At 72.4% G+C, this 26347-nt stretch carries 19 protein-coding genes; 14 read left to right on the top strand and 5 right to left on the bottom strand.

Annotated features, from left to right (window positions below; all coding sequences use genetic code 11):
* Positions 1 to 147: 147 nt before the first annotated feature.
* Both AB0K65_RS03155 and AB0K65_RS03160 read right to left on the bottom strand, forming a co-directional pair.
* Positions 148 to 1320, bottom strand: coding sequence for a hypothetical protein (locus AB0K65_RS03155; protein WP_365713760.1), 1173 nt, complete (start codon positions 1318 to 1320; stop codon positions 148 to 150).
* 312 nt (positions 1321 to 1632) lie between these two features.
* Positions 1633 to 2808 (bottom strand): hypothetical protein, encoded by a 1176-nt coding sequence (locus tag AB0K65_RS03160; RefSeq protein WP_365713762.1) that lies wholly within the window; start codon positions 2806 to 2808, stop codon positions 1633 to 1635.
* A 424-nt stretch (positions 2809 to 3232) separates the two neighbouring features.
* Here AB0K65_RS03160 and AB0K65_RS03165 point away from each other — a divergent pair, with 424 nt between their 5' ends.
* The 5 genes from AB0K65_RS03165 (at position 3233) to AB0K65_RS03185 (ending at position 11486) form a co-directional block, all read left to right on the top strand.
* Positions 3233 to 4639 (top strand): diaminobutyrate--2-oxoglutarate transaminase family protein, encoded by a 1407-nt coding sequence (locus AB0K65_RS03165; RefSeq protein ID WP_365714228.1) that lies wholly within the window; start codon positions 3233 to 3235, stop codon positions 4637 to 4639.
* 39 nt (positions 4640 to 4678) lie between these two features.
* The gene (locus AB0K65_RS03170; RefSeq protein WP_365713764.1) at positions 4679 to 6640 is read left to right on the top strand and encodes an IucA/IucC family protein; all 1962 of its coding nucleotides are present in this window, start codon (positions 4679 to 4681) and stop codon (positions 6638 to 6640) included.
* Positions 6641 to 6806: 166 nt separating this feature from the next.
* Positions 6807 to 7601 carry a GNAT family N-acetyltransferase gene (locus AB0K65_RS03175; RefSeq protein ID WP_365713766.1) on the top strand — a complete coding sequence of 265 codons (795 nt, stop codon included), beginning with the start codon at positions 6807 to 6809 and terminating at the stop codon, positions 7599 to 7601.
* Between the two features lie 61 nt (positions 7602 to 7662).
* Positions 7663 to 9474: an IucA/IucC family siderophore biosynthesis protein gene (locus AB0K65_RS03180; protein WP_365713768.1), complete on the top strand. Its 1812-nt coding sequence runs from the start codon at positions 7663 to 7665 to the stop codon at positions 9472 to 9474.
* Positions 9475 to 9512: 38 nt separating this feature from the next.
* Positions 9513 to 11486, top strand: a complete 1974-nt coding sequence (locus AB0K65_RS03185; RefSeq protein WP_365713770.1) for an ATP-dependent DNA helicase — start codon at positions 9513 to 9515, stop codon at positions 11484 to 11486.
* Positions 11487 to 11550: 64 nt separating this feature from the next.
* On the opposite strand, the gene lexA is transcribed toward AB0K65_RS03185, so the two are convergent.
* Positions 11551 to 12342 (bottom strand): transcriptional repressor LexA, encoded by a 792-nt coding sequence (lexA, locus tag AB0K65_RS03190; RefSeq protein ID WP_365713772.1) that lies wholly within the window; start codon positions 12340 to 12342, stop codon positions 11551 to 11553.
* A gap of 488 nt (positions 12343 to 12830) precedes the next feature.
* Between lexA and nrdR the strand changes: the two genes are divergently transcribed.
* The gene (gene nrdR, locus AB0K65_RS03195; RefSeq protein ID WP_365713774.1) at positions 12831 to 13343 is read left to right on the top strand and encodes a transcriptional regulator NrdR; all 513 of its coding nucleotides are present in this window, start codon (positions 12831 to 12833) and stop codon (positions 13341 to 13343) included.
* A 159-nt stretch (positions 13344 to 13502) separates the two neighbouring features.
* The gene (locus tag AB0K65_RS03200; protein ID WP_365713776.1) at positions 13503 to 16406 is read left to right on the top strand and encodes a vitamin B12-dependent ribonucleotide reductase; all 2904 of its coding nucleotides are present in this window, start codon (positions 13503 to 13505) and stop codon (positions 16404 to 16406) included.
* 642 nt (positions 16407 to 17048) lie between these two features.
* Here AB0K65_RS03200 and AB0K65_RS03205 read toward each other — a convergent pair.
* Positions 17049 to 17579: a TerD family protein gene (locus tag AB0K65_RS03205; RefSeq protein ID WP_365713779.1), complete on the bottom strand. Its 531-nt coding sequence runs from the start codon at positions 17577 to 17579 to the stop codon at positions 17049 to 17051.
* Positions 17580 to 17789: 210 nt separating this feature from the next.
* Between AB0K65_RS03205 and AB0K65_RS03210 the strand changes: the two genes are divergently transcribed.
* Positions 17790 to 18395, top strand: a complete 606-nt coding sequence (locus AB0K65_RS03210; RefSeq protein ID WP_365713781.1) for a YdbC family protein — start codon at positions 17790 to 17792, stop codon at positions 18393 to 18395.
* Positions 18396 to 18549: 154 nt separating this feature from the next.
* Here AB0K65_RS03210 and AB0K65_RS03215 read toward each other — a convergent pair whose 3' ends face one another.
* Positions 18550 to 19221, bottom strand: coding sequence for a TetR/AcrR family transcriptional regulator (locus AB0K65_RS03215; protein ID WP_365713783.1), 672 nt, complete (start codon positions 19219 to 19221; stop codon positions 18550 to 18552).
* A gap of 153 nt (positions 19222 to 19374) precedes the next feature.
* On the opposite strand from AB0K65_RS03215, the gene AB0K65_RS03220 reads away from it, so the two are divergent.
* From AB0K65_RS03220 to AB0K65_RS03245, 6 genes are all read left to right on the top strand, one after another.
* Complete coding sequence (locus AB0K65_RS03220; RefSeq protein WP_365713785.1) at positions 19375 to 20985, top strand: ABC-F family ATP-binding cassette domain-containing protein; 1611 nt, start codon at positions 19375 to 19377, stop codon at positions 20983 to 20985.
* Between the two features lie 33 nt (positions 20986 to 21018).
* On the top strand, positions 21019 to 21678 hold the full coding sequence (locus AB0K65_RS03225) for a histidine phosphatase family protein (protein WP_365713787.1): 660 nt from the start codon (positions 21019 to 21021) through the stop codon (positions 21676 to 21678).
* A gap of 12 nt (positions 21679 to 21690) precedes the next feature.
* A complete protein-coding gene (locus AB0K65_RS03230) occupies positions 21691 to 22602 on the top strand; it encodes an ADP-ribosylglycohydrolase family protein (RefSeq protein ID WP_365713790.1) in 912 nt (303 codons plus the stop codon).
* 548 nt (positions 22603 to 23150) lie between these two features.
* Complete coding sequence (locus tag AB0K65_RS03235; RefSeq protein WP_365714229.1) at positions 23151 to 24617, top strand: DUF4173 domain-containing protein; 1467 nt, start codon at positions 23151 to 23153, stop codon at positions 24615 to 24617.
* Positions 24618 to 24803: 186 nt separating this feature from the next.
* Positions 24804 to 25514: a ribonuclease HII gene (locus tag AB0K65_RS03240; protein ID WP_365713792.1), complete on the top strand. Its 711-nt coding sequence runs from the start codon at positions 24804 to 24806 to the stop codon at positions 25512 to 25514.
* Between the two features lie 115 nt (positions 25515 to 25629).
* On the top strand, positions 25630 to 26262 hold the full coding sequence (locus tag AB0K65_RS03245) for a hypothetical protein (RefSeq protein WP_365713795.1): 633 nt from the start codon (positions 25630 to 25632) through the stop codon (positions 26260 to 26262).
* Positions 26263 to 26347: the final 85 nt, after the last annotated feature.

A 26347-nucleotide genomic window follows, 5' to 3' on the forward strand; every position in this document is an offset into this window, starting at 1 on the left:
GGAGTCCGCGGGGACTTCGGCACGGACCGCGTCACGCCCGCGGTCCACGCGCCGCGGGTCGGGTCCTCGGGCGGGAGGCGATGAGCCGCCGTCAGGACCTCGGCGCGGGGCGGCCGGCCTCCTCGGCCGGCCGCCGGTCGCGAGCGGTCAGCGGGCGAACTTCCTGCTCACCATCTCGTGCGCGTTCTGGGCACCCCGGCCGAGCTGGGGCCCGGCCAGCCAGCCGTTGCCGCCGACCGGGCCGATCGACGTGTTGGAGACCAGGGCCGCCTTGCCGTTCGGCATCGTGCGGATCCAGCCGCCGCCGGAGGAACCACCGGTCATCGTGCAGCCGATGCGGTACATCGTGGGCGTGGCGGGGGCCGTGGTGAGCCGGCTCGGCCGGTCGACGCACTTGTGCATGATCAGGCCGTTGTACGGGGGAGCGGCCGGGTAGCCCCAGGCTCCCATCGTGCCGGCCTGCGCCGCGGTCGGCGCGGAGAAGTCGACCGGCAGGGCGACGCCCACCGTCTCCTCAAGGGACTTCTTGCCCCGCTCCGGCTGCACGTGCATCACGGCGTAGTCGTGGGGCCAGGCCGGGTTCGTGCCGCCGCGGTTGATCCACTCCCCGGAGGTGACCACCCAGTCGGCCCAGTACTGGCCGTAGGGAGCCACCTCGTGCGCCTGCGCATCGTTCAGCGAGGACGCCGACTTGCCCAGGTCGTTGTAGGCCGGGACGAAGGCGATGTTGCGGTACCAGCCGCCCTTCTGGCCCGCGTGCACGCAGTGACCCGCGGTCCATACGAGGTTGGACTTCCCGGGCCGGCGCGGGTCCTTCACGATCGTGCCGGAGCAGACCATGTGACCCTGCGGCGAGTCGAAGAAGATCTTCCCGACGGGTGCCGCGTTGCGGTGGTACGGCGTCTTCTCGCGCTGTGCCCGCACGGGCCGCGGCACCGGGTCGCTGCCGCCCGCGCCCGCGGTGGCGGTGATCGCCGGGTCGGGGCTCTTCGCCGACTGCATGCGCTCGGGGTCCCACAGGCCCTCGATCACCGGGTTGACGAAGTCCTCGGCCTCACGGAGCCAGGTGTCCCTGTCCCAGTTCTTCCACTCGCCGTTCCTCCACTTGTCCGGGTCGACGCCGTGCTGCTTGAGCTTGTCGGCCAGGTCCTTCGGAAGGGCGCTGCCGCCCCCGCCGGTGGTGGGGTCGGCGGTGGCCGCGGTCGCCTCGGCGGCGGGCTTGTCGGCCGCCGGAGTCTCGGTCGGACCGCAGGCGGTGGCGGTCAGCGAGAGCGCCACGGCCAGGCCGGCGACGGCCGGCAGAAGTTTCGTCGAACGCATGAGCAGAGATCCCCCTGGGATGATTCCCGCGCCCCGCAACCACCTCAGTGCTTGCCATGGACGCGTCACTAGCGGTGGACAGTATGCCCGTCCGAAGGAGGCGGACCCCGCAGGGGCCCGCCTCCTGGGCCTGTCCTAGGGCGTGTGTCGAAAGGAGCGCCGTCCGCCCGAAGTGCGGGCCCCGCGGAGTCCGGTGCGTGCGATCGCACGGCGGAGGGTCGCCCTCGTACCGGACGTACGTGCACGATCCCGACAACGCGGCGAGCGTGCGTGCCAGACGCCGCGGGGCAGGCGGGACTCTCGAAACACGCCCTAGCGGCCCGCGTACTTCTTGCTGACCTCGTCGTAGACACCCTTGGCCTCGGCGCCCAGACGCGGACCGGCCAGCCAGCCGGCCGTCACCGGGCCGATCGACGTGTTGGACACCAGCGCCGGCTTGCCGTCCTTGCCCTCGGCCACCCAGCCGCCACCGGACGAACCGCCGGTCATGGTGCAGCCGATGCGGTACATCGTCGGCTGCTCCGCCTTCACCGACAGGCGGCCCGGCCTGTCCTGGCACTGGAACATCTTCTGGCCGTCGAAGGGAGCACCGGCCGGGTAACCGGTCGCCGTCATGCTCGCGATCTTCGGCGTGGCCGGCGCGTTGAACTCCACGGGGAGCGCCGAACCGACCGTCTCCTCCAGCGACTTGCCCGTGCTGCCCTTCTCCGGCGTCACGTGGATCACCGCGAAGTCGTACGGGGCGCCCTGGCCGCCGGTCGCCGCGCCCTGCGAGATCCACTGCTCGGACGTCTGCGCCCAGTCACCCCACCACACGCCGTACGGGGCGACGTCCGCGCGGGTCGCGTTCTCCAGCTGGGCGGCCGGCTTGCCGCTGTCGTTGTACGAGGGCACGAAGGCGATGTTGCGGTACCAGCCGCCCTTCTTGCCGGCGTGGACGCAGTGGCCCGCCGTCCAGACCATGTTGGACTTCCCCGGGTTCGCCGGGTCCTGCACGACGGTGGCCGAGCAGACCATCGAGCCCTGGGGCCCGTCGAAGAAGACCTTGCCCGCCTCGGGAGCGCTGGAGTGGTACGGAGTGCCCACGGCCTTCGCCTTGACCCGGTCGGGCGTCGGGTCGGTGACACCCTCGTCGCCCGAGATGTCCTCCTCCTCGACCGGCTTGTCGGGGCGCTCGGCCTCCCGCATCCGGTCCGGGTCCCAGAGGTCCTCGATGATCGGGTTCACGTAGTCCCTGGCCTCACGCAGCCACTTCTCGCGGTCCCAGTTCTTCCACTCGCCGTCGCGCCACTTGTCCAGGTCGATCCCGCGCTCCTTGAGGCGGTCCTTGAGATCGTCCGGAATCGTGATCTTGTCGCCGGCGGACGGGCTCGCGGGAGCGCTGGGCTTGTCGCCCGCGTTCTCCTCGGTCGGGCCGCAGGCCGTCGCCGTCAGCGTCAACGCCGCGACGGCGGCTGCCGAGGCCAGCAGCGGACGAATCGATCGCATCTCGAGATCCCCCTGGGACTACGTCAACTTGTGCATGAGTGAACTGTGGTGAACATCCCGGCGGCGTCGACCGCCGCCGGAGCGCGGCCCCCATGATGCCGGTGCAGGTGGGGACGGCGTGCGGCAGGTCCGCGGTTCCGCACCCCGTCCAGCCGTTGCCGTGCCGTGATCAAGACCGGTCCAAGGATCTTGGTATCGGCCCGTGATCCCCGGGGGTCCGCGTCGTTGGTACGTACGGGGGACCCCCAAGCAGCGCTCACGGCCGTCGTACGCACGGTCGAGCAACGTACTGATGTGCAACGCAACCGTTACAGCGGGAGGACACCGAGCCGTGGCCGTGACCGAATCAGCTCCGGCCGTACCACCGGCGGCGCAGACACCGACGGGGGAGCGTCCCGCGGGCGAGACGGGCGCCCACGAGGGCATCCTGCGCCGCCAGTCGCTGCGCGAGTCGGCGGCGCGCACCTACGCCCGCTCGCTGCCGATCGTGCCGGTGCGCGCCCGAGGGCTCACCATCGAGGGCGCGGACGGCCGCCGTTACCTCGACTGCCTCTCGGGCGCGGGGACGCTGGCCCTCGGCCACAACCACCCGGTGGTCCTCGAAGCCGTCAGGAAGGTCCTCGACTCGGGCGCCCCGCTCCACGTCCTCGACCTCGCCACCCCGGTCAAGGACGCCTTCACGACCGAGCTGTTCGCGACGCTCCCCGCCGGGCTCGCCGACGACGCCCGCATCCAGTTCTGCGGGCCTGCCGGCACGGACGCGGTCGAGGCCGCCCTCAAGCTCGTCCGCACGGCGACCGGCCGCAGCGGACTGTTCAGCTTCACCGGCGCCTACCACGGCATGACCGCCGGAGCCCTCGACGCCTCCGGCGGAGCCACGGACGTCCGCGTCACCCGGCTGCCCTACCCGCAGAACTACCGCTGCCCCTTCGGCGTCGGCGGCGACCGCGGCGCCGAACTGGCCGCCCGCTGGACGGAGAACCTCCTCGACGACCCCAAGAGCGGGGTCACCACCCCCGCCGGGATGATCCTCGAACCCGTCCAGGGAGAAGGAGGAGTCATCCCCGCCCCCGACGCCTGGATGCGCCGGATGCGCGCCCTCACCGCCTCCCGGTCCATCCCCCTCATCGCCGACGAGGTGCAGACCGGCGTCGGCCGCACGGGCACCTTCTGGGCCGTCGAGCACAGCGGCGTCGTGCCCGACGTGATGGTCCTCTCCAAGGCCATCGGAGGCTCCCTCCCGCTCGCCGTCATCGTCTACCGCGCCGAGCTCGACGCCTGGGAGCCCGGCGCTCACGCCGGCACCTTCCGCGGCAACCAGCTCGCCATGGCCGCCGGAGCCGCCACCCTCGCGTACGTACGGGAGAACAAGCTCGCCGACCGCGCGGCCACGCTCGGCGCCCGGATGCTCGGCCGGCTCCAGGGGCTCGCCGCCGACCACCCCTGCGTCGGCGACGTCCGCGGCCGGGGCCTCATGATCGGCGTCGAGCTGGTCGACCCGTACGCCGACGAGGCCCCGTTCCCGTCCGCCGACGAGGCCCGGGCCTTCGGCGTCTTCGCCCCGCCGGCCGCTCCGGCGCTCGCCGCGGCCGTCCAGCGGGAGTGCCTGGACCGCGGGCTCATCGTCGAACTCGGCGGCCGGCACGCCGGCGTCGTCCGTCTCCTGCCGCCACTGACCCTCACCGACGAGCAGGCGGAGGCCGTCCTGGACCGTTTCGCCGACGCCCTGGCCGCCGCCGAACGGACCCACCGCCCGGGCCCGTCCCCGCGCCCCCGCTCCGTACCCGCCCGCTCCGCGCCCCGCCGGACCGCCACCGGACCGTCCCACTGATCCCGGACCGAACCCGGACACCCTCACAAGGAAGCCCCCGTGAACGCCACTCCCGCCTCCGAAGCGTCCGACTCCGGCAGCGCCGCACCAGGCCCGCTCGCCGTCGAGCAGGCCACCGTCCCCCGTCAGCACTCCGGTCCGTACGACCCCCAGCCCGCTGCGCCGCACCCGTCGGCCGCGCCCGCGGCGGCGCACGCGACGGCTTCCGGGCTCGCTTCCGGCGCACCGACCGCGCCCGCTCCGGCGCCCCCGGTCAGGGACGGTCACCGGGACGACCACCGCGCGGAGCCCCTCGACGACCCGGACCCCCAGCGCGCCGCGGACGCCGCGACCATCGAGAACCTGCTGCGCTGCTGGGTACGGGAGAAGGATCTCCGCGCCCCCGAGGGCACCACCCTCCGCGTCCCCCTCGACGCCAGCGGCACCGCCCTCCTCGTGCCGGTCCTCTACTGGTCGCCCACCGGCTGGCACCGCTTCGGGGCACCCGTCCTGGAAGGTCTCCCCGCCTCGGCACCGGCGGCCGACGCCGTGACCGTCGCCGCGCTCCTCAGCCGCGAGACGGGCCGCCCCGAGGGCACCGATCTCGTCGGCCGCGTCGCCGACTCCGCCCGCCGCACCGCCGAATTCATCGCCGACCGGCGCCGCCGGCCGCGCCCCGGCCTCGACGCCGACCTCTTCCTCACCGCCGAGCAGTCCCTGCTCCTCGGCCACCCGCTCCACCCGACCCCCAAGAGCCGGGAGGGACTCTCCGAGGCGGAGGCCCGTCTCTACTCCCCGGAGCTGTACGGCTCCTTCCCCCTGCACTGGATGGCCGTCGACCGCACCGTCCTCGCCTCCGACTCCGCCTGGACCGAACAGGGCCGCCCGGTCACCGCAGAACAACTCGCCACCGGGCTCGCCGAGGGCCTCGCACCGCCGCCGGGCACCGTGCCGCTCCCCCTCCACCCCTGGCAGGCACGCGAGCTGCTGCACCGGCCCGCCGTCGCCTCCCTCCTCGACGCCGGACTCCTGCACGACCTCGGTCCCCACGGCGGCGCCTGGCACCCCACCTCCTCCGTCCGCACCGTGCACCGGCCCGGCGCCCGGACCATGCTCAAGCTCTCCCTCGGCGTCCGCATCACCAACTCCCGGCGCGAGAACCTCCGCAAGGAACTCCACCGCGGCGTGGAGGTCCACCGGCTCCTGCGCACCGGGCTCGTCGACCAGTGGCAGGCAGCCCACCCCGGGTTCGACATCGTCCGCGACCCCGCCTGGCTCGCGGTCGACACCCTCGACGGCGCACCCGTTCCCGGCCTCGACGTCATGGTCCGCCACAACCCCTTCGCCGCAGGCGACGACGCCGTCTGCATCGCCGCCCTCACGGCCCCGCGCCCCTGGCCCGGCACGGGCCTGATGCGCTCACGCCTCGCCGAGGTCGTCACCCGCCTCGCCGCCCGTACCGGCCGCCCCACCACGGCGGTCGCGGCCGAGTGGTTCCTGCGCTACCTCGACCAGGTCGTCCGCCCCGTGCTCTGGCTCGACGGCGCCGCCGGGGTCGCCCTGGAGGCTCACCAGCAGAACACGCTCGTGCTCCTCGACCCCGACGGCTGGCCCGTCGGCGGCCGCTACCGCGACAACCAGGGCTACTACTTCCGCGAATCCCACCGCGACGACCTGGACAAGAGGCTGCCCGGCATCGGCGCCGCCAGCGACACCTTCGTCTCCGACCAGGTCACCGACGAGCGTTTCGCCTACTACCTCGGCATCAACAACGTCCTCGGTCTCATCGGCGCGTTCGGCTCCCAGCGTCTCGCCGACGAGCGCGTCCTGCTCGCCGGCTTCCGGCAGTTCCTGACCTCCGCCACGGGCCTCGGCTCCCCGCTGCCGCACCGGCTCCTGGAGGCCGCGACGCTGCGCTGCAAGGCCAACCTGCTCACCCGCCTCCACGGCCTGGACGAACTGGTGGGGCCCGTCGACACCCAGTCCGTCTACGTCACCATCACCAACCCCCTCCGCGCCTGAGCGCCGCGCGGCCCGGGCCCGGCCGGACGAGCCGGGCCCGGCGCACGCCCGACGAGCCACCCCTGACAAGCCCCGGACCACATCCGACGAGCCGCTCCCGACACGACCGCCTCACCAGCCCACGCCGCACCAGCCCACGCCGCACCGCCGAGAGGAGAGCGTCACCGTGCCTCACACCGACGCCGGCACCGACACCGACGCGAGCCCCGGGTCCCACGCCGACGCGAGCCCCGGGTCCCCCGCCGACGCCGGTCCCGGGGCCCGGAGCGCCGCCGGGACCAGCGCCCGCCCCCCGGCCGGCACGGCCGGTGAGGACACCCTGGACATGCGTCTGCCCGACGAGCTCGTCGCCCTGTTCACCGCCGACGAGACCACCACGACGACCCGCGGCGACCTGCTCGACGACGTTCCCTCCTGGGGCCCGGCCGCCACCTCCGTCGGCCTCTTCCAGCTCGTGCCCGTACGGATCGACCGGGACCTGGCACTCGTCAGCCGCTGGATGAACGATCCGGCCGTCGCCGCCTTCTGGGAGCTGTCAGGACCCGAGTCCGTGACCGCCGCCCACCTGCGCCCCCAACTCGACGGCGACGGACGCACCGTGCCCTGCCTCGGAGTCCTCGGCGGCACGCCCATGAGCTACTTCGAGATCTACCGCGCCGATCTCGACCCGCTCGCCCGGCACTACCCGGCACGCCCCCACGACACCGGGATCCATCTGCTCGTCGGCGGCGTCGCCGACCGTGCACGAGGGATCGGCACCACGCTGCTGCGTGCCGTCGCCGACCTCGTCCTGGACCACCGGCCGCGGTGCACCCGTGTCATCGCCGAACCCGACGTGCGCAACACACCGTCGGTGTCCGCCTTCCTGAGCGCCGGCTTCCGCTTCTCGGCCGAAGTCGACCTCCCCGACAAACGAGCCGCCCTCATGGTCCGCGACCGCGCCCTCCGCCACGTCCTGTGAACGCCCGTCCGTCATCCATACGCCGCTCGCTCCACAGCGGTTTCCACCCCGAGGAGTCCCCGTGCCGTCGTCCCCTGCCACCCATGACTCCGCACCGCTCTCGCCCCCCGAGCTGAACACCTCCGCCTGGACCCTGGTGTGCTCCCACCTCCTCGCCAAGACCCTCGGCGAGTTCGCGTACGAGGAGATCATCGAACCCGTCCCCGCCGACGATCCCCATGAACCCGGCGGCCCCGACGACCCCGGACGCCACACCCTGCGCCTCGACGACGGCTCGACGCTCGCCTTCAGCGCCCGCCGTGGCGCGTACGGAAGCTGGCGCGTCGCACCCGCCTCGATCACCCTCGACGGCCGGCCCCTGACGGACCCCCTCGACTTCCTGGTCCGTGCCCACCGGCTCCTCGGCATCGACGGCGCGACCCTCGGCCACCTCATCCGCGAGCTCACCACCACCCTCGTCGCGGACGCCCGGCTCCACCACACGGCGCTGCCCGCGGACCGGCTCGCCGACCTGGGCTACGCCGAGCTGGAAGGCCACCAGACCGGTCACCCCTGGCTCGTGCTGAACAAGGGCCGCATCGGCTTCTCCGCCGCCGACGCCGCCCGCTGGGCCCCCGAAGCCCGCCGCCCCACCCGCCTCCCCTGGATCGCGGTCAGCACCGGCCTTGCCGCCTACCGCGGAGTCCCCGGGCTCGACACCCCCGACCGGCTCTACGCCCGCGAGCTCGGCCCCGAGGTCCGCGACGCCTTCCACGCCGAGCTGACCGGCCGGGGCCTGGATCCCGAGACCTACCTCCTGCTGCCCGTCCACCCCTGGCAGTGGGACGAGATCCTGCTTCCCCTCTACGCCCCGGCCATCGCCTGCGGAGCCATCGTCCCGCTCCCCACCGACGGCGACCTGCGTCTGCCCCAGCAGTCGGTCCGCACGTTCCTCAACACCAGCCGCCCCGACCGGCACACCGTCAAGCTGCCGCTCTCCGTCCTCAACACGCTTGTCTGGCGGGGGCTCCCCACCGAGCGCACCCTCGCCGCGCCCGCCGTCACCTCCTGGGTGCACGGGCTGCGCGACGCCGACCCCTTCCTGCGCGAAGAGTGCGGGGTGATCCTCCTCGGCGAGGTCGCGTCCGTCACCGTGGAGCACCCCCTCTACGACCGGCTGCCCGAGGTCCCGTACCAGTACAAGGAACTCCTCGGCGCGATCTGGCGCGAGCCGCTGCGGCTGCCTCCCGACGAGCGCGCCCGAACCCTCGCCGCGCTCCTGCACACCGACCCGGACGGCCGCGCCTTCGTCGCCGCGCTGGTCGAGCGCTCCGGGCTCCGCCCCGCCGTGTGGCTCCAGCACCTCTTCGCCGCCCTGCTGCCGCCGCTGCTGCACTTCCTCTACCAGTACGGCACCGTCTTCTCACCGCACGGCGAGAACGCCATCGTCGTCTACGACGACCAGGACGTCCCCGTGCGTCTGGCGATCAAGGACTTCGTCGACGACGTGAACGTCAGCGCCCTGCCCCTCCCCGAGCACGAGACGATGCCGGACGACGTCCGTGCCGTCCTGCTCACGGAGGAACCGGGCTTCCTCACCCAGTTCATCCATTCAGGTCTGTTCGTCGGCGTCTTCCGCTACCTGGCACCGCTGTGCGAGGAGCAACTTGGCGTGCCCGAAATGGACTTCTGGGCCATGGTCCGGGCCGAGATCCTGCGCCACCAGGCGCGCTTCCCGGAGCTGAAGGAACGGTTCGAGCTGTTCGATCTCCTCAGACCCCGGATCGAGCGGCTCTGTCTCAACCGCAACCGTCTGCACCTGGACGGCTACCGCGACCGCCCCGCGCGGCCGCACGCCGCCGTCCACGGAACCGTCCCGAATCCGCTCGCGTGAGCCCGACTGTCACTGCCGCGCCGTAGGGTGGAAGCGCTATGACGAAGCCATCCCTCCCCGAACTCCTCCATGCCGCAGTCTCCGCCGTCGGCGGTATGGAACGGCCTGGCCAGGTATCCATGGCCGAAGCCGTCGCCGAGGCCATCGACGACAGCTCCCACCTTCTCGTCCAGGCCGGCACCGGCACCGGAAAGTCGCTCGGCTATCTGGTGCCGGCCCTGGCGCACGGGGAGCGGGTGGTGGTGGCCACGGCCACGCTGGCGCTCCAGCGCCAGCTGGTCGAGCGTGACCTTCCGCGCACGGTCGACGCCCTGCATCCGCAGCTGCGGCGGCGTCCCGAGTTCGCCATGCTCAAGGGGCGGTCGAACTACCTCTGCCTCCACCGCCTCCACGAGGGCGTGCCGCAGGACGAGGAGGACGGGCTGTTCGACCCCTTCGAGGCCGCGGCGCCCACGAGCAAGCTCGGCCAGGACCTGCTGCGGCTGCGGGACTGGTCCGACGAGACGGAGACCGGCGACCGGGACGACCTGACGCCCGGCGTCTCCGACCGTGCGTGGGCCCAGGTCTCGGTCAGCTCCCGTGAATGCCTGGGCGCGAGCAAGTGCGCCTACGGCGCGGAGTGCTTCGCCGAGGCCGCCCGGGAGCGGGCCAAGCTCGCCGACGTCGTCGTCACCAATCACGCCCTGCTGGCCATCGACGCGATCGAGGGTGCCCCCGTCCTGCCCCAGCACGAGGTGCTGATCGTGGACGAGGCCCACGAGCTGGTGTCCCGCGTCACCGGCGTCGCCACGGGCGAGCTCACGCCGGGCCAGGTCAACCGCGCCGTCCGCCGGAGCGCGAGGCTGGTCGACGAGAAGATCGCCGACCAGCTGCAGACCGCGGCCGAGGGCTTCGAGAGGGTCATGGAGCTGGCCCTCCCGGGCCGTCTGGAGGAGCTCCCGGAGGATCTCTCGTACGCGCTGATGGCACTGCGGGACGCGGCCCGCGCCGTCATCACGGCCCTGGGCTCCACCCGGGACAAGGCGGTCCAGGACGAGGACGCCGTGCGCAGGCAGGCCATGGCGTCGGTGGAGAGCATCCACGGCGTCGCCGAGCGGATCACGCAGGGATCCGAGTACGACGTCGTCTGGTACGAACGCCACGACCGGTTCGGTGCCTCCGTGCGGGTCGCCCCGCTCTCGGTCTCCGGGCTGCTGCGGGAGAAGCTCTTCGCCGACCGGTCCGTGGTGCTCACGTCGGCCACGCTCAAGCTGGGGGGCGACTTCAACGGCGTCGGGGCCTCGCTGGGGCTCGCTCCGGAAGGCACCGAGGGAGACGACGTCCCGGTCTGGAAGGGCATCGACGTCGGTTCGCCGTTCGACTATCCCAAGCAGGGCATCCTCTACGTCGCGAAGCATCTGTCGCGCCCCGCGCGCGACGGCGACCGCGGCGACATGCTGGACGAGCTCACGGAGCTGATGCAGGCCGCGGGCGGCCGCACGCTCGGACTGTTCTCCTCGATGCGGGCGGCCCAGCTCGCGGCCGAGGAGCTGCGCACGCGCATCCCCGAGTTCCCCATCCTGCTGCAGGGCGAGGACACCCTGGGCGAGCTGATCAAGAACTTCTCCGCCGACCCGAAGACCTGCCTCTTCGGGACGCTCTCGCTGTGGCAGGGAGTGGACGTCCCGGGCGCCAGCTGCCAGCTCGTCGTCATGGACAAGATCCCCTTCCCGCGCCCCGACGACCCGCTGATGAGCGCGCGGCAGAAGGCCGTCGAGGAAGCGGGCGGCAACGGCTTCATGGCCGTCGCGGCCACGCACGCGGCGCTGCTCATGGCTCAGGGCGCCGGCCGGCTCGTCCGCGCCACCGGCGACCGCGGCGTGGTCGCGGTGCTCGATCCGCGGCTGGCCACCGCTCGCTACGGCAGCTATCTGAAGGCGTCACTCCCCGACTTCTGGTACACGACGGACCGTAACCAGGTGCGGAAGTCGCTGGCGGCGATCGATGCGGCTTCCCAGGCGGCGGGTGTGTGAGGACACGGCAGGGCCCCGGGACCGGCGCAGTGGGTCCCGGGGCCCGGTCAGAGCCGGCGAGTGATCACACCCGCCGCAGAACCGCCACCACCTTGCCGAGGATGGTGGCCTCGTCGCCGGGGATCGGCTGGTACGCCGCGTTGTGCGGCAGCAGCCAGACGTGGCCGTCCTCGCGCTTGAAGCGCTTCACGGTGGCCTCGCCGTCCAGCATGGCGGCGACGATGTCACCGTTCTCCGCGACGGGCTGGCGGCGCACCGTGACCCAGTCGCCGTCGCAGATGGCCGCCTCGATCATGGAGTCGCCCACGACCTTGAGGACGAACAGCTCGCCGTCGCCGACCAGCTGGCGGGGGAGCGGAAAGACGTCCTCGACGGACTCCTCGGCGAGGATGGGGCCACCGGCGGCGATCCGTCCGACCAGCGGGACGTACGACGCGGCGGGCTTGCCGCTGGTGTCGGTGGGCTGGGTGCTGGGCTGGTCGGAGCCGCGCACCTCGTAGGCCCGGGGGCGGTGAGGGTCGCGACGGAGGAAGCCCTTGCGCTCCAGGGCCATCAGCTGGTGCGCCACGGAGGAGGTGCTGGAGAGGCCCACCGCCTGGCCGATCTCGCGCATCGACGGGGGGTAGCCCCGCCGCTGGACGGAGTCCCGGATGACCTCGATCACCCTGCGCTGCCGGTCGGTGAGGCCGGAGCTGTCGGCCCTGATCCCTGGAGGTCGTCCGGGCAGCGAGCGGGCGGGCCGACCGGGCTCCCCGTCCCCGTTCATGACTGTGTCATTCATGGCATGCACCGGCTCGAGTCGGCCCTGGGAGCGGTCCTGGGCGGTGATGGTGGCACTGTCTGCGGTGGTGGTCACGTCGTCGGCCCCTCTCGAATGGTCTCCCTGGCTGGCACAACGGTAGTGGCTTTCGAAAGGTTGCGCCAAACACACGTTCGAGTGAAAAACTGCGGATTGCCTTACGTGTTCACGCAGGTGGGTGTATATGCCGCCTCGGCCCCGTCGGAATTCGGTGGCCACGGTAGCCTTCGCCGCCCGCCCGCGGGGCGGCGGGGTCCTTCTGTCAGTGTGGCATCAGCGGCCCCGGAATCGGCGGCACCGCGCGCTTCCCGTACCCTCTGACCCGGCCCCGCGCACCCCTTCACGGGCTGCGCCGCGCGACACGCGCGAAGGGGCGAAAATGCGCTTCGCCACCAGATCTAGTGGTTGGATTGCATCAGCCACCCAGAAGTTGTGGTCCCCGGTCTGCCGGGGGTGCACGCATCGCCTATGCTGGTGGTCGCTTCGAGGGGCCCTGACGGGCCCGGTGGGGCTATTCAGTCGTGCCGTGAGGGAGGGTCGGAACCATGCATTGCCCTTTCTGCAGGCACCCCGACAGCCGAGTCGTCGACAGTCGCACCACCGACGACGGGACGTCGATCCGACGCCGCCGCCAGTGCCCCGACTGTTCCCGCCGTTTCACGACGGTGGAGACCGCCTCGCTGATGGTGATCAAGCGGTCCGGTGTGACCGAGCCCTTCAGCCGTACCAAGGTCATCTCCGGCGTCCGAAAGGCGTGCCAGGGGCGACCCGTGACGGAGGACGCCCTCGCCAAGCTCGGCCAGCGGGTCGAGGAGGCGGTGCGCGCCACCGGAAGCGCCGAGCTGACCACCCACGACGTGGGTCTGGCCATCCTCGGCCCGTTGCAGGAACTCGACCTCGTCGCGTACCTGCGCTTCGCATCTGTGTACAAGGCTTTCGACAGCCTCGACGACTTCGAGGCCGCCATCGCGGAACTCCGCGGACAGCGGCCTCGCGCAGTGGAGCGCGGGACCGGAGTGACCCCCGAGGTCCCCGTTCCCGCCACCGCCGCCGACTGACCGGCGGGCCGGACCCGAGGTCCGGCGAGACCGGTCGCCGAGCGGCTGAAAAGACGTGCCACGAGGGCCCTGAGCGGCGTTCGCGGCAGCAGACAAGAAGACGGTGCCCTGGGACTAACTGGGCACTTCAGGGTGTTTTGCCCGTATATGGGAGGCGGCATGACAGAGACGGCGAGCGGTCCGGCACGAGGTTCCCGCGCCAAGGGAACCAAGGCGGCTGCGGCGGGCCGGCAGGGTCTGCGTATCGAACGCATCCACACCACTCCTGGCGTGCATCCGTACGACGAGGTGGTCTGGGAGCGTCGTGACGTCGTCATGACCAACTGGCGCGACGGCTCGGTCAACTTCGAGCAGCGTGGCGTCGAGTTCCCCGACTTCTGGTCGGTGAACGCGGTCAACATCGTCACCAGCAAGTACTTCCGCGGGGCCGTCGGCACCCCGCAGCGCGAGACCGGTCTCAAGCAGCTCATCGACCGGATCGTGAAGACGTACACGAAGGCCGGCGAGGAGCACGGCTACTTCTCCTCGCCCGCCGACGCCGAGATCTTCGAGCACGAGCTGGCCTACGCCCTCCTGCACCAGATCTTCAGCTTCAACTCGCCGGTGTGGTTCAACGTCGGCACGCCGCAGCCCCAGCAGGTCTCCGCCTGCTTCATCCTGTCCGTCGACGACTCCATGGAGTCGATCCTCGACTGGTACAAGGAAGAGGGCATGATCTTCAAGGGCGGCTCCGGCGCCGGCCTGAACCTCTCCCGTATCCGCTCCTCCAAGGAGCTCCTGTCCAGCGGCGGCAACGCCTCCGGCCCGGTCTCCTTCATGCGCGGTGCCGACGCCTCCGCAGGAACGATCAAGTCGGGCGGCGCCACCCGCCGCGCCGCCAAGATGGTCATCCTCGACGTCGACCACCCCGACATCGAGAACTTCATCGAGACCAAGGTGAAGGAAGAGGAGAAGATCCGCGCGCTGCGCGACGCGGGCTTCGACATGGACCTGGGCGGCGACGACATCACGTCCGTCCAGTACCAGAACGCCAACAACTCGGTCCGCGTGAACGACACGTTCATGAAGGCGGTCGAGGCGGGCGGCAGGTTCGGCCTCACCTCCCGCATGACGGGCGAGGTCATCGAGGAGGTCGACGCCAAGTCGCTCTTCCGCAAGATGGCCGAGGCGGCCTGGGCCTGTGCCGACCCCGGCATCCAGTACGACGACACCATCAACGCGTGGCACACCTGCCCGGAGTCCGGCCGCATCAACGGCTCGAACCCCTGCAGCGAGTACATGCACCTGGACAACACGTCCTGCAACCTCGCCTCGCTGAACCTGATGAAGTTCCTCAAGGACGACGGCAAGGGCAACCAGTCGTTCGAGTCCGAGCGCTTCGCCAAGGTCGTCGAGCTGGTCATCACCGCGATGGACATCTCCATCTGCTTCGCGGACTTCCCGACCCAGAAGATCGGCGAGAACACCCGCGCCTTCCGCCAGCTGGGCATCGGCTACGCCAACCTCGGCGCCCTGCTGATGGCCACGGGCCACGCGTACGACTCCGACGGCGGCCGCGCCCTGGCCGGCGCCATCACCTCGCTGATGACCGGCACGTCGTACAAGCGCTCCGCCGAGCTGGCCGCGGTCGTCGGTCCGTACGACGGCTACGCCCGCAACGCCGAGCCGCACCAGCGCGTGATGAAGCAGCACGCCGACGCCAACACCGTGGCCGTGCGCATGGACGACCTGGACTCGCCGATCTGGGCCGCCGCCACGGAGGCCTGGCAGGACGTGATCCGCCTCGGCGCCAAGAACGGCTTCCGCAACGCCCAGGCCTCGGTCATCGCCCCGACCGGCACCATCGGTCTCGCGATGTCCTGCGACACCACCGGCCTCGAGCCCGACCTCGCCCTGGTCAAGTTCAAGAAGCTGGTCGGCGGCGGCTCGATGCAGATCGTCAACGGCACCGTCCCGCAGGCCCTGCGCCGCCTGGGTTACCAGGAGGAGCAGATCGAGGCGATCGTCGCCCACATCGCCGAGCACGGCAACGTGATCGACGCCCCGGGCCTGAAGACCGAGCACTACGAGGTCTTCGACTGCGCCATGGGCGAGCGTTCCATCTCCGCGATGGGCCACGTCCGCATGATGGCCGCGATCCAGCCGTGGATCTCCGGCGCCCTCTCCAAGACCGTGAACCTGCCGGAGACGGCCACGGTCGAGGACGTCGAGGAGGTCTACTTCGAGGCGTGGAAGATGGGCGTCAAGGCGCTCGCGATCTACCGCGACAACTGCAAGGTCGGCCAGCCGCTCTCCGCCAAGAAGAAGGAGACGGAGAAGACCGAGGTCACCGCGAAGACCGAGGCCACGATCCGCGAGGCCGTCGAGAAGGTCGTCGAGTACCGCCCGGTCCGCAAGCGCCTGCCCAAGGGCCGTCCGGGGATCACCACCTCCTTCACGGTCGGTGGCGCCGAGGGCTACATGACCGCGAACTCCTACCCGGACGACGGTCTCGGCGAGGTCTTCCTGAAGATGTCCAAGCAGGGTTCGACGCTCGCCGGCATGATGGACGCCTTCTCCATCGCCGTCTCCGTCGGTCTCCAGTACGGCGTGCCCCTGGAGACCTACGTCTCCAAGTTCACCAACATGCGTTTCGAGCCGGCCGGCATGACGGACGACCCGGACGTGCGGATGGCGCAGTCGATCGTCGACTACATCTTCCGCCGCCTGGCGCTGGACTTCCTGCCCTTCGAGACCCGCTCCGCGCTCGGCATCCACTCGGCCGAGGAGCGTCAGCGTCACCTGGAGACGGGCTCCTACGAGCCCGCCGACGACGAGGTGGACGTCGAGGGTCTCGCCCAGTCCGCACCGCGCCAGACGGAGACCCTGAAGGCCGTCGCCGCCCCGGCCGTGGCGGCGGAGGTTCCCGCCCCCAAGCAGGCGCACACCTCGGCGGAGCTCGTCGAGATGCAGCTGGGCATCAGCGCCGACGCGCCGCTCTGCTTCTCCTGCGGTACGAAGATGCAGCGCGCGGGCTCCTGCTACATCTGCGAGGGCTGCGGCTCGACCAGCGGCTGCAGCTGACAACCGAGTGACGGCGTCCGACGGGACGCCGACGGGGCACTGAGTCACGGGTGCCGAGGGCGCTGATCCGCGCTTGAGAGAGGGTGCCGGCCATGGGCCGGCACCCTCTTCGGCGTGGGGGCCGACGGCGCCGACCCGGGTCCGTGTCGGCCGACGACGCCGGCCCGGGGCCGTTTCCGGCGGGTCCGGGCGGCTGCGGGGCGGACGGGCCCCGGCCGACGGGTCAGGAGGAACGAGTGGCACAGGTCATCGCCGCAGTCTCACGGACGTTCAACGCATTCCTGCTCCTGCCGAACCGCGCGCGGACCGACTGCTCGTCCGCGACGGTCGACGAAGGTCTGGCGCTCGCCGTCGCCAAGCTCAAGACCACGAGGGTCTCCTGCGGCTCCACCACCCTGCCCGAGTTCCAGTCCACCGCCCGGCTCACCCTCGTCTCGGACCAGAGTTCCCAGGAGAGGCACGCCAACGTCACGCTGCGGGACACCCCGGCGAGGGTCTCCTTACCCTCGCGGGCGTTCCGGTCGTTCCGCTCGCACAGGCCGGACGGGCCGTCGGACGGGACCGACCGGTGCACGGTCCCGTCCGGCCGCCGCGGGTGGGGGCGCGGTCAAAGGCCCCGCCCCGCCCGCCCCGGCGGCTGGTTCAGGCGTGCCGCGCCCCCATCAGGGCCGTGAACGTCTCCGGATCGGCGTCGAAGCCGCGAGGGGCCGAGTGGTAGGACCAGTCGGTTCCGCCGTCGCGGCTGAACTCCACGATGGTGGCCGCGGTGGCGTCGGCCACCGTCGCGAAATCGTGCTCGGCCAGGTCCGTGTAGCCCTCGCGCACACGCACACCGGTGTGGGCGATGTCGCCGAAGGTCAGACGGCCGCCCCCCTGCTGTATGACCACGCCCACCACCACGCGCGCGTACCGGGGCGCGAGGCGCTCCAGCTCCAGGGTCATCGCCTCGTCGTAGCCGAAGCCCTGGCCCGTACGGCTGTCGCGGTTGAGCGTGATCGTGCCGTCGGGGGAGCGGCTGTCGAAGTGCACCAGATAGGCGGGGGTGCCGTACGGATCGTCCGCCGTGTAGACGCCCGCGATCAGATCGAGGTCGTGCGCCGGGGCGCCGGCCGGGGCGGGATCCCACTTGAGCGTCACCTCGACCTTGCCGACCCCCTTGTTGAGACCGCTCACCGTGAATCCCCTCTCCGCCTGGGCGTCGCCTTGTCGGCCCGGTCAACTGCCCGTGGTCGCGGGCACTTTGCCCATGGTGTCATGCGCGCCGCGGCGGGTGGGGACGCGACGGGCGGGATCGAACCGGCTGACGAAGCGGTGTCGGTACTGGTGAGAGTGCACTCCTCCGTACCCTGACGGCGGCCCGGTCCGGCCCCGTACGATGGCGCGGTGCTGGTCAAGTGGATTCGCTGCACCGTGGTGGACCGTCGGGGGTTCGAGCGGGGGCAGCGGAAATGGGCGGGGCTGCTGGGTGAGCCGGGATTCCGGGGACAGGGCGGGGGATGGAGCCGGGGGAGGCCCGGTGTGGCCCATGTCTTCGCCTTCTGGGAGAGCCGGGCCTTCTACGACTCGTTCATGGCCCGGTCGCACGACCGTCTCGCGGCCGCGCAGGCGGGCACGTACAAGGACGCCCAGGTCAAGCTGTTCGACTATCGCTTCGACGTGAAGACGGGCTTCGAGCCCCGCTTCTCGGACGCCGACGTGGCCCGGGTCGCCCACTGCCGCATCCACGAGGGCCGGGTCGAGCACTTCGCGCTGATGCAGGAGAAGGTGTGGAATCCGGCGATGGCCGGCTCTCCCGGGATGCTGCGCGGGGTGTTCGGCGAGGCGCCGGGGAACGAGTTCCTCGTGCTTTCGATGTGGCGGTCCGCGGCGGAGCACGGCAAGTACCGGGCCGAACGAGTCGAACGTCTCGGGCTGCGCGCCCAGACGGATGCCGACGTGGCGGCGCTGGCGGGGGACGTGGTGCAGCTCGAGGCGTCCTGGACGGTCTGACCGGATCGGTCCGGTCGGCCCGGTCTGCCAGGTTCCGTTCTGGTCGGTTCCGGTCTGTTCGGACCGTGCCGGACCGGTGGGGCCGGGGCCCGGGCTCGGGGTCCCGGGGGCCGGCCCGCAGTGCGAATCCCCGGTGCGGGGGCCCGAGGTGCGTTCAGCCGGCTGCGGGAGAGCCGCCCCCCGAGGAGTCGGCCGCGAGGGAGTCCGTCACGAAGGCGCCCGCCGTGACCGCCGTGAGGGCCGCCCGGGCCGCCTGGTCCGCGAGGGCCCGGTCGACCGGCTCGCGCGTGACGAACAGGCGCAGGAAGAGCGGTGCCGAGACCGACCGGACGACCGCGCCGGCGTCCGTACCCGCGGGTGCCTCCCCACGGCTGACGGCCCGGTCGACGACGACCTCGCAGCGGCCGAAGCGTTCGGCGTAGAAGGCGCGCAGCGCGTCGGCCGCCCGCTCGGACTGGAACGCGGCGGCGACGAAGGCGGTGGGCGCGGCGGCGGTCGCCGGATCGGCGAACGAGTCGGCCACCTCGCGGGCCAGAGCCCGCAGATCACCGTCCAGGCTGCCCGTGTCCGGCGGCGCCCAGGCGTCCTCGCCCGCCAGGTCCAGGGCGTCCGCTACCAGTCCCTCCAGGCCGCCCCAGCGGCGATAGAGGGTGGTCTTGTGCACGCCGGAGTGCTCCGCCACGTACTCGACGGTGAGCGCCGGATAGCCGTGCTCCGCCAGGCCGGTCAGGACGGCGTCCCGGACGGCGGCCCGGGTCCTCGCCGTGCGGCCCCCGGGTCGGCGGCTGCCTGGCGCGGGCGTCTGCGCACCCTCGATCTCGGTCAATTGCCACTCCCGTTGCGTTAGTGCGTCCGAGTGTGCCACACTCCAGGTAACGCGACTGGAGTTGCATTTGCATTCCCTGTGCGGTGAACCCTGCCTGTCCGTCGTCCCGACCTGTACGAGGCGTGCACGACGCTCGACCCCTCGGAGGCACCTTTGCCCACGCAGATCTCCCTCCGTGAGGTGTCCGTGTCCCGAGGCGACCGGTTGCTGCTCGACCGCGTCTCGCTGACCGTGCGCCCCGGTGAGCGGTTAGGGGTGGTGGGGGAGAACGGCGCGGGCAAATCCACCCTGCTCCGGATCCTCGGAGGGCTCGACACGCCCGACGAGGGGGAGGTCGTCACCCTGGCCGACGGCGGTTCGGGCCTGCTCGCGCAGACCCCCCGGCTGCCACCCACGAGCACCGTCGCCGACGCGATCGACGACGCTCTGTCCGACCTCCGCGCCATGGAGCGCGGGCTCCGCACGCTCGAAGCCGGTCTGGCCACGGCGGACGCCGGCGGGCTCGCCGCGTACGGCGACCTGCTCACCGCGTACGAGCTGCGCGGGGGGTACGAAGCGGACGCCCGCGTCGACAAGGCGATGCACGGACTCGGCCTCGCGGGCACGGAGAGGGAGCGGAGACTCGGCAGCCTCTCGGGCGGGGAGCAGGCCCGCCTCGGCCTCGCCTGTGCCGTCGCCGCCGCGCCCGAGGTCCTCCTCATGGACGAGCCGACCAACCACCTCGACGCCCGGTCCCTCGACTGGCTGGAGGAAGCCCTCCTCGCCCACCGCGGCACCGTCGTCGCCGTCTCCCACGACCGGACCTTCCTGGAACGGGTGGCCACCGCCGTCCTGGAGGTCGACGCCGACCGCCGCACCGTCGTCCGGTACGGAGACGGTTACGCCGGATTCCGTGCAGAGCGCGCCGCCGCCCGGCGCCGATGGGAGCAGGCGTACGAAGCATGGCGGGAGGAGACCGAGCGCCTGGAGGCCTTCGCCGCGACCACCGCGCACGGAGTCGCCGCCGGCCGCGCCATCAAGGACAACAACAAGATGGCCTACGACCGGGCCGGCGGCCGGGTCCAGGCCTCGGTCGCCGGGCGGGTCCGCAACGCCCAGGAGCGGCTGCGCCGGCTTCACGCCGAGCCCGTCCCCCGGCCTCCGCGGCCGCTCGCCTTCGCCGCGCGACCGGTCGTCGGCGGTGCGCGGGGAGACCTGGTGAGCCTCACCGGCGTCCGCGTCGCGGACCGGCTCGTGGTCGACGCCCTGACCATCCGGGCGGGCGAGAAGCTGCTGATCCACGGAGGCAACGGCGCCGGCAAGTCCACCTTGCTGCGCGTGGCCATGGGGCTGGTCACGCCGGACGCCGGAGAGGTCCGCCGCACGGGACGCATCGGCTTCCTGGCCCAGGAGATACCGGCCGGCCGCCCGGCGGAGCGGCTGATCGACGCCTTCGGGCGGGGACTGGCCCTCGCGGAGGACGAGCGTGAGGAGCTGTTGCTCACCTACGGACTGTTCCGGCCGGCCGACCTCTCCGTCCCTGTCGGGAGCCTCTCCGCGGGACAGCGCCGACGCCTGGCCCTCGCCCGTCTGCTCGCCAGGCCCGCCGACCTCCTCCTTCTCGACGAGCCGGCCAACCACCTGGCCCTCGGGCTCGTGGAGGAGCTGGAGGAGGCGCTGGAGCGGTGGACCGGGGCGCTGGTCGTCGTCTCCCACGACCGGCGGCTGCGCCGCCGCTTCACGGGGCGCGTACGCCGGATGGACTCCGGGCGCCTTGCCGACTGAGCCCCGCCGGAGCGGTCGATCTAGGGTCGGGGCATGGCACGACCGCGGCGCATCGTTCTCGTACGGCACGGAGAGTCCGAGGGCAATGCCGATGACACCGTGTACGAACGCGAGCCCGACCACGCGCTCAGACTCACGGAGACCGGTCTGCGGCAGGCGGAGGCGACCGGGGGACGCCTGCGGGCCCTCTTCGGGGAGGAACGCGTCAGCGTGTACGTCTCGCCGTACCGCCGCACGCACGACACCTTCCAGGCGTTCCGGCTCGACCCGCGGAGGGTCCGGGTACGGGAGGAGCCGCGGCTGAGGGAGCAGGACTGGGGAAACTGGCAGGACCGGGAGGACGTGCGGCTGCAGAAGGCGTACCGCGACGCGTACGGGCACTTCTTCTACCGCTTCGCGCAGGGCGAGTCGGGGGCCGACGTGTACGACCGGGTGGGTGCCTTCCTGGAGAGCCTCTACCGCAGCTTCGAGGCGCCGGACCACCCGCCGAACGTGCTGCTCGTCACCCACGGACTGACCATGCGCCTGTTCTGCATGCGCTGGTTCCACTGGACGGTCGCCGACTTCGAGTCGCTGTCCAACCCCGGCAACGGCGAGACGAGGATGCTGCTCCTCGGCGAGAACGGGAGGTACACGCTGGACCGCCCCTTCGAACGCTGGCGTACCCCGGAACCGTACGGCCCCACCGGATAGAGTGGCGAAGCGATGACCGCTGACTTCTCTCCCGACCGGCGCTTCGACCGCGCCCTGGCCAGCCTCCGTGGGCTGTCCGTGGGGGACGCCCTGGGCTCCCAGTACTTCGTCCCCGTCAACTATCCGCTGCTGAAACGACGCGAGGTCCCCGCCGGGCCCTGGCAGTGGACCGACGACACCGAGATGGCGTGCTCGGTGCTGGCCGTGCTCGCCCGGCACGGCCGGATCGACCAGGACGCGCTCGCCCGGTCGTTCGCCGATCACCACGACTTCGACCGCGGCTACGGCCCCGCGGTGAACCGGATGCTCCGGCTCATCAGGGAGGGCGGCGACTGGCGCGAGCTCGCCGCCGCGCTGTTCAAGGGCCAGGGCTCGTGGGGCAACGGAGCCGCCATGCGGATCGCCCCGCTCGGGGCCTGGTACGCCGACGACCCGGAACAGGCGACCCACCAGGCCGAGATCTCCGCCTACACCACCCACCAGCACCGGGAAGCCGTGGTCGGTGCCATGGCGGTGGCGGCCGCGGCGGCGCTCGCCGCCGACCCCGCCGGCCCGCCGACGCCCACGGACCTGCTCGACGGAGTCATCGCCCTGGTGCCGCGCAGTGCCGTCGGCGCCGGCCTGCGCCGGGCCCGCGACATGCTCGACTACGGCGACGCGGGCACGGTGGCGGCCGTCCTCGGCAGCGGCCGCCGCACCAGCGCCCACGACACCGTGCCCTTCGCCCTCTGGTCGGCCGCCCGGGCCCTGGGGGACTACGAGCAGATGTTCTGGACGACCGCCCAGGTCGGTGGGGACGTCGACACCACCTGCGCGATCGCCGGCGGAGTGGTCGCCTCCGGGACGGCCGGGGCACCGCCCGCCGCATGGCTGGAGCAGACCGAGGAGCTGCCGGACTGGCTCCCCACCGCCGTGCACCCCTGACCCGGCGCCCACTCCAGGAGTACGGGCCGGAACGTCCCGCTTGTCCGCAGGAGAGTGTCACGGTCCTGCCACAGGGCCGTCCGGCCCGGTCAGGGCGTCCGGGCCACGGTTAAAGTCGGCCACTTCGAAGCGCTGATCATGACAAGAGCGCGCGCCGACGAGACACCCGGACCGCCGCCTTTCGCCGCCTGGCCGCGAGCGAGCGGGCCGGGTCGGGAGGGGGTCCCGTGTCCGACACGCCCGATCAAGAACCGCAGAACAGAGTCCCGGCCGCGCCGGAGTCGCAGGACGCCGCCGCGTCGGCGGCGCCCGGCACGTCCGTACCGCAGGACCGGGCACCGGAGCCGCCAGGGGCGGCCGCGTCCGGGACGTCCGTACCGCAGAGCCCCCGGGCGGCGTCCGGCGCCGCCCCGCCGTCCGCCCCGCCGCAGCCCCGTGCGGCGTCCGGGCCCGCGGGCGGCCCACGGCCGCCGCACCCCGCGTGGGGAGCGCCGACGCCTCCGCGCGAGAGCCCGCTCGCCCGGCTGCGGCCCGACGCACCGGCGCGGGTGACCGCCCCGACGCTCTGGGCGATCATGGCCACCGCCCTGCTCAGCGCCCTGCTGTTCGGTGAAGGGCTCGGCCTGAACCTGACGATCGTGGCTGTGCCCGCGGTCCTCGCCGCCGCCTTCGCTGCCCGGGACGCCGGCCGTCGGCCACGCCCCTGGACCCTGGTCTGGGCGGTCGGAGGACTCGCTCTCCTCGCCGTCCCCGCGCTCCTCGACGCCGGCTGGCCCACTTTCCTGGCCCTGGTGTCCGCCCTCGCCCTCACCGCCTTCGCGCTGCACGGCGGCCGGGGCTGGCCGAGCGTGCTCCTCGGGCCCGTCGGTCTGATCGACTCCCTGGGCGCGGGCACCACCTGGGTCTGGAACGGGGTGCGCGAGCGTGCCGGTGGATCGCGGGGGAAGGCCGGGCCCGTCCTGCGCACGGTCGCGGTGGCGGCCTTGCTGCTCGTCGTCTTCGGCGCCCTGTTCGCCGGCGCCGACGCGGCCTTCGCCGAACTCCTCGGCTCCCTGATACCGGACGTGTCGCTCTCCCAGGCGCCGTGGCGGCTCTCCCTGCTGCTGCTCGGTCTGTTCGGCGCGATCTCCCTGGCCCGCACCGCCGCCGCGCCCCTGCGCTGGGACCGTGTGGTCTTCAAGCCCGGCCGGGCCCGAGGGCGCCTGGAGTGGGCCCTCCCGCTCATCGTCCTCGACCTGCTGTTCGCGGCCTTCAACGCGGTCCAGCTCACGGTTCTCCTCGGCGGGTACGACGAGGTGCTCAGCGCACCCGATCCCGCCTTCTACTCCGAGTACGCCCGGCAGGGCTTCTGGCAGCTGCTCGTCGCCACCTGCCTCACCCTCGCCGTGATCGGCCTCGCCCTGCGCTGGGCGCCGCGGGCGGACGCCCGCGACCGGACGCTCGTCCGGGCCGTGCTCGGCACCGTGTGCGTGCTGACACTCGTGGTGGTCGCGTCCGCGTTGCGCCGGATGGATCTGTACGTCGACGCCTACGGCCTGACCCGACTGCGCGTCTCGGTCACCGCGATGGAGATCTGGCTGGGCGTGGTCATCCTGCTGATCATGGCCGCCGGCGTCTTCGGCGCCCGCCTGCTGCCCCGCGCGCTGGCCGCCAGCGCCGCGGCCGCCGTCCTGGCCTTCGGGCTGGCCTCGCCCGACGCGCTCGTCGCCGAACGCAACGTCGAGCGGTTCGCCGAGAACGGCGCTATCGACCTGCGCTACCTCGAAGGCCTCTCGGCGGACGCGGTGCCCGCGCTCGACCGGCTTCCCGAACCCCAGCGCTCCTGCGCGCTACGCGACATCGACGCCCGCCTCCGCGAGGACGACGGCAGTTGGTACGCCACCAGCTGGTCCCAGGCGAGGGCCCGGGACATCCTGCGGGACCGAGCGGTCAACCGGTCCGTGGGGCCGTGCGGGGAACCGAGCCGGGAAGAGGAGTACGACCCCTACGCGGACGATCCCTACGACGTCCCCTGACCCGGCACGCGCCTCCCTCCCGGACCGGCGGTCAAGCGCTCGCACCGGTGGCCGGCACACCTGCCGGATCACCGCACTCACCCCTCCGTCGCCCGTGCGACGGAGGGGTGTCGTGTGTCCGGCAGGACATCCGACGGGAATCCGGGTATCGCGGGCGGCCCGTATCGGCGTAATCTGTCTGGCGCCATGCCGTATGAACCACCCACCCACACCGTCGAGCGATCGCTCCGAGCCACCACCGGCGCCAAGATCATTGCCGGGGTCGACGAAGTCGGACGCGGGGCGTGGGCCGGACCCGTCACGGTGTGCGCGGCCGTCACGGGGCTGCGCCGGCCCCCCGAAGGCCTCACCGACTCCAAGCTGATCACCCCCAAGCGCCGCACCGCCCTGGCCGCGGAGCTGGAGAAGTGGGTCACCGCGTACGCGCTGGGCCACGCCTCCCCGGAGGAGATCGACGAACTCGGCATGACCGCCGCGCTCCGGCTCGCCGCCGTGCGGGCCTTGGACGGCCTGCCCGTGCGCCCGGACGCGGTGATTCTCGACGGCAAGCACGACTATCTGGGCACTCCCTGGAAGGTCCGCACGGTGATCAAGGGCGATCAGTCCTGCATCGCCGTGGCCGCCGCCTCGGTCATCGCCAAGGTCCGGCGCGACGCGATGATGGCCGAGCTCGAGACCGAGGCGGCGGAGTGCTCCGCCTTCGGGTTCGGGGCCAACGCGGGCTACCCCTCGCCGGTCCACAAGGCGGCCCTCGAGGAACGCGGACCGACGCCGTACCACCGCCTGTCCTGGGCGTATCTCGACGCGCTGCCCCGGTGGCAGCACCTGAAGAAGATCCGCATCTCCGCCGAGGCGGCCGCACTGGAAAGCGGGGGCCAACTCGGCTTCGACTTCTGAACTTCCGGCTCCTGACTCTCATGACTCTTTCGCAGAGCCGCCCTCAGCAGCCGGGGCGCACATTTGTGCCCACCCGCCGGTGACTCACGCACCGGCGTTTGATAGACATCCACTCATGCCTCTCATCCCCGAGGAGCCTCAGATTCACGAGAGTGCCCAGGGTCCCCGCGCCGCTACGGCCGCCGGACACCCCGCGCCGACCCCCCGTCCCGTACCCGGTCCGCGTTCCGCGGCCTCACCGCGTCCTGGGCGTCCCGGCCCCGGACCGGCCAGGCCCGGCCCGCCGGTACCGCGCCCGCACCCCGGTGCCGGCCCGTCCCCGTCGTCCCGTTCGGAGAATCGTTCCGAGCAGCGCCCCGGTCCGCAGATCCAGGTGATCCCCGCCTCTCCCGACGGTGCGCTCGACGCCGCCGAAGAGGCCGTGGACCTTCTTCTGGAGACCGGCCGCGCACCCGGCGACGTCCTCGTCCTCACCACCGGGGAGCAGCACCCGTGGGCGGCGCACGAGCTGTCCTTCGGCGATGCCGCCTACTGGGCCCAGCAGGACGCCCATGACGACGTGTTCTTCGCCGATGCCGCCGCCGTGGAACGGGCTTCGGCCCGGCCCGTGGTGGTCGTGGCGGTCAACGGCGGAGCCGAGGAGGCCACCGCCCGCGCCCTGCCCCTGGCGAAGGGACGCGCGACCGCGCTGCTCATCGTCTGCGGTGACCCCGGCCGTATCAACACCGCGCTCGGCGCGGTCGTCTGAGCCGGAACCCACGTCCGCGGTCCTGACCCGGTCGCCCCTGGAGGGCGGCCGGGCCGTGGCCGTGCTCGGATCGCGCCGGCCCGGC

It is taken from the genome of Streptomyces sp. NPDC053755 (assembly GCF_040677675.1).
In the GTDB taxonomy this organism is placed as follows: Bacteria; Actinomycetota; Actinomycetes; order Streptomycetales; family Streptomycetaceae; genus Streptomyces.

Bases quoted from the DNA above. Each gene is read 5' to 3' on its own strand.
- AB0K65_RS03160 (WP_365713762.1), bottom strand. From the start codon at position 2,808: ATGCGATCGATTCGTCCGCTGCTGGCCTCGGCAGCCGCCGTCGCGGCG.
- AB0K65_RS03245 (WP_365713795.1), top strand. From the start codon at position 25,630: ATGCCTCTCATCCCCGAGGAGCCTCAGATTCACGAGAGTGCCCAGGGT.
- AB0K65_RS03200 (WP_365713776.1), top strand. From the start codon at position 13,503: ATGACAGAGACGGCGAGCGGTCCGGCACGAGGTTCCCGCGCCAAGGGA.
- AB0K65_RS03185 (WP_365713770.1), top strand. From the start codon at position 9,513: ATGACGAAGCCATCCCTCCCCGAACTCCTCCATGCCGCAGTCTCCGCC.
- AB0K65_RS03225 (WP_365713787.1), top strand. From the start codon at position 21,019: ATGGCACGACCGCGGCGCATCGTTCTCGTACGGCACGGAGAGTCCGAG.
- AB0K65_RS03230 (WP_365713790.1), top strand. From the start codon at position 21,691: ATGACCGCTGACTTCTCTCCCGACCGGCGCTTCGACCGCGCCCTGGCC.
- nrdR (WP_365713774.1), top strand. From the start codon at position 12,831: ATGCATTGCCCTTTCTGCAGGCACCCCGACAGCCGAGTCGTCGACAGT.
- AB0K65_RS03155 (WP_365713760.1), bottom strand. From the start codon at position 1,320: ATGCGTTCGACGAAACTTCTGCCGGCCGTCGCCGGCCTGGCCGTGGCG.
- AB0K65_RS03240 (WP_365713792.1), top strand. From the start codon at position 24,804: ATGCCGTATGAACCACCCACCCACACCGTCGAGCGATCGCTCCGAGCC.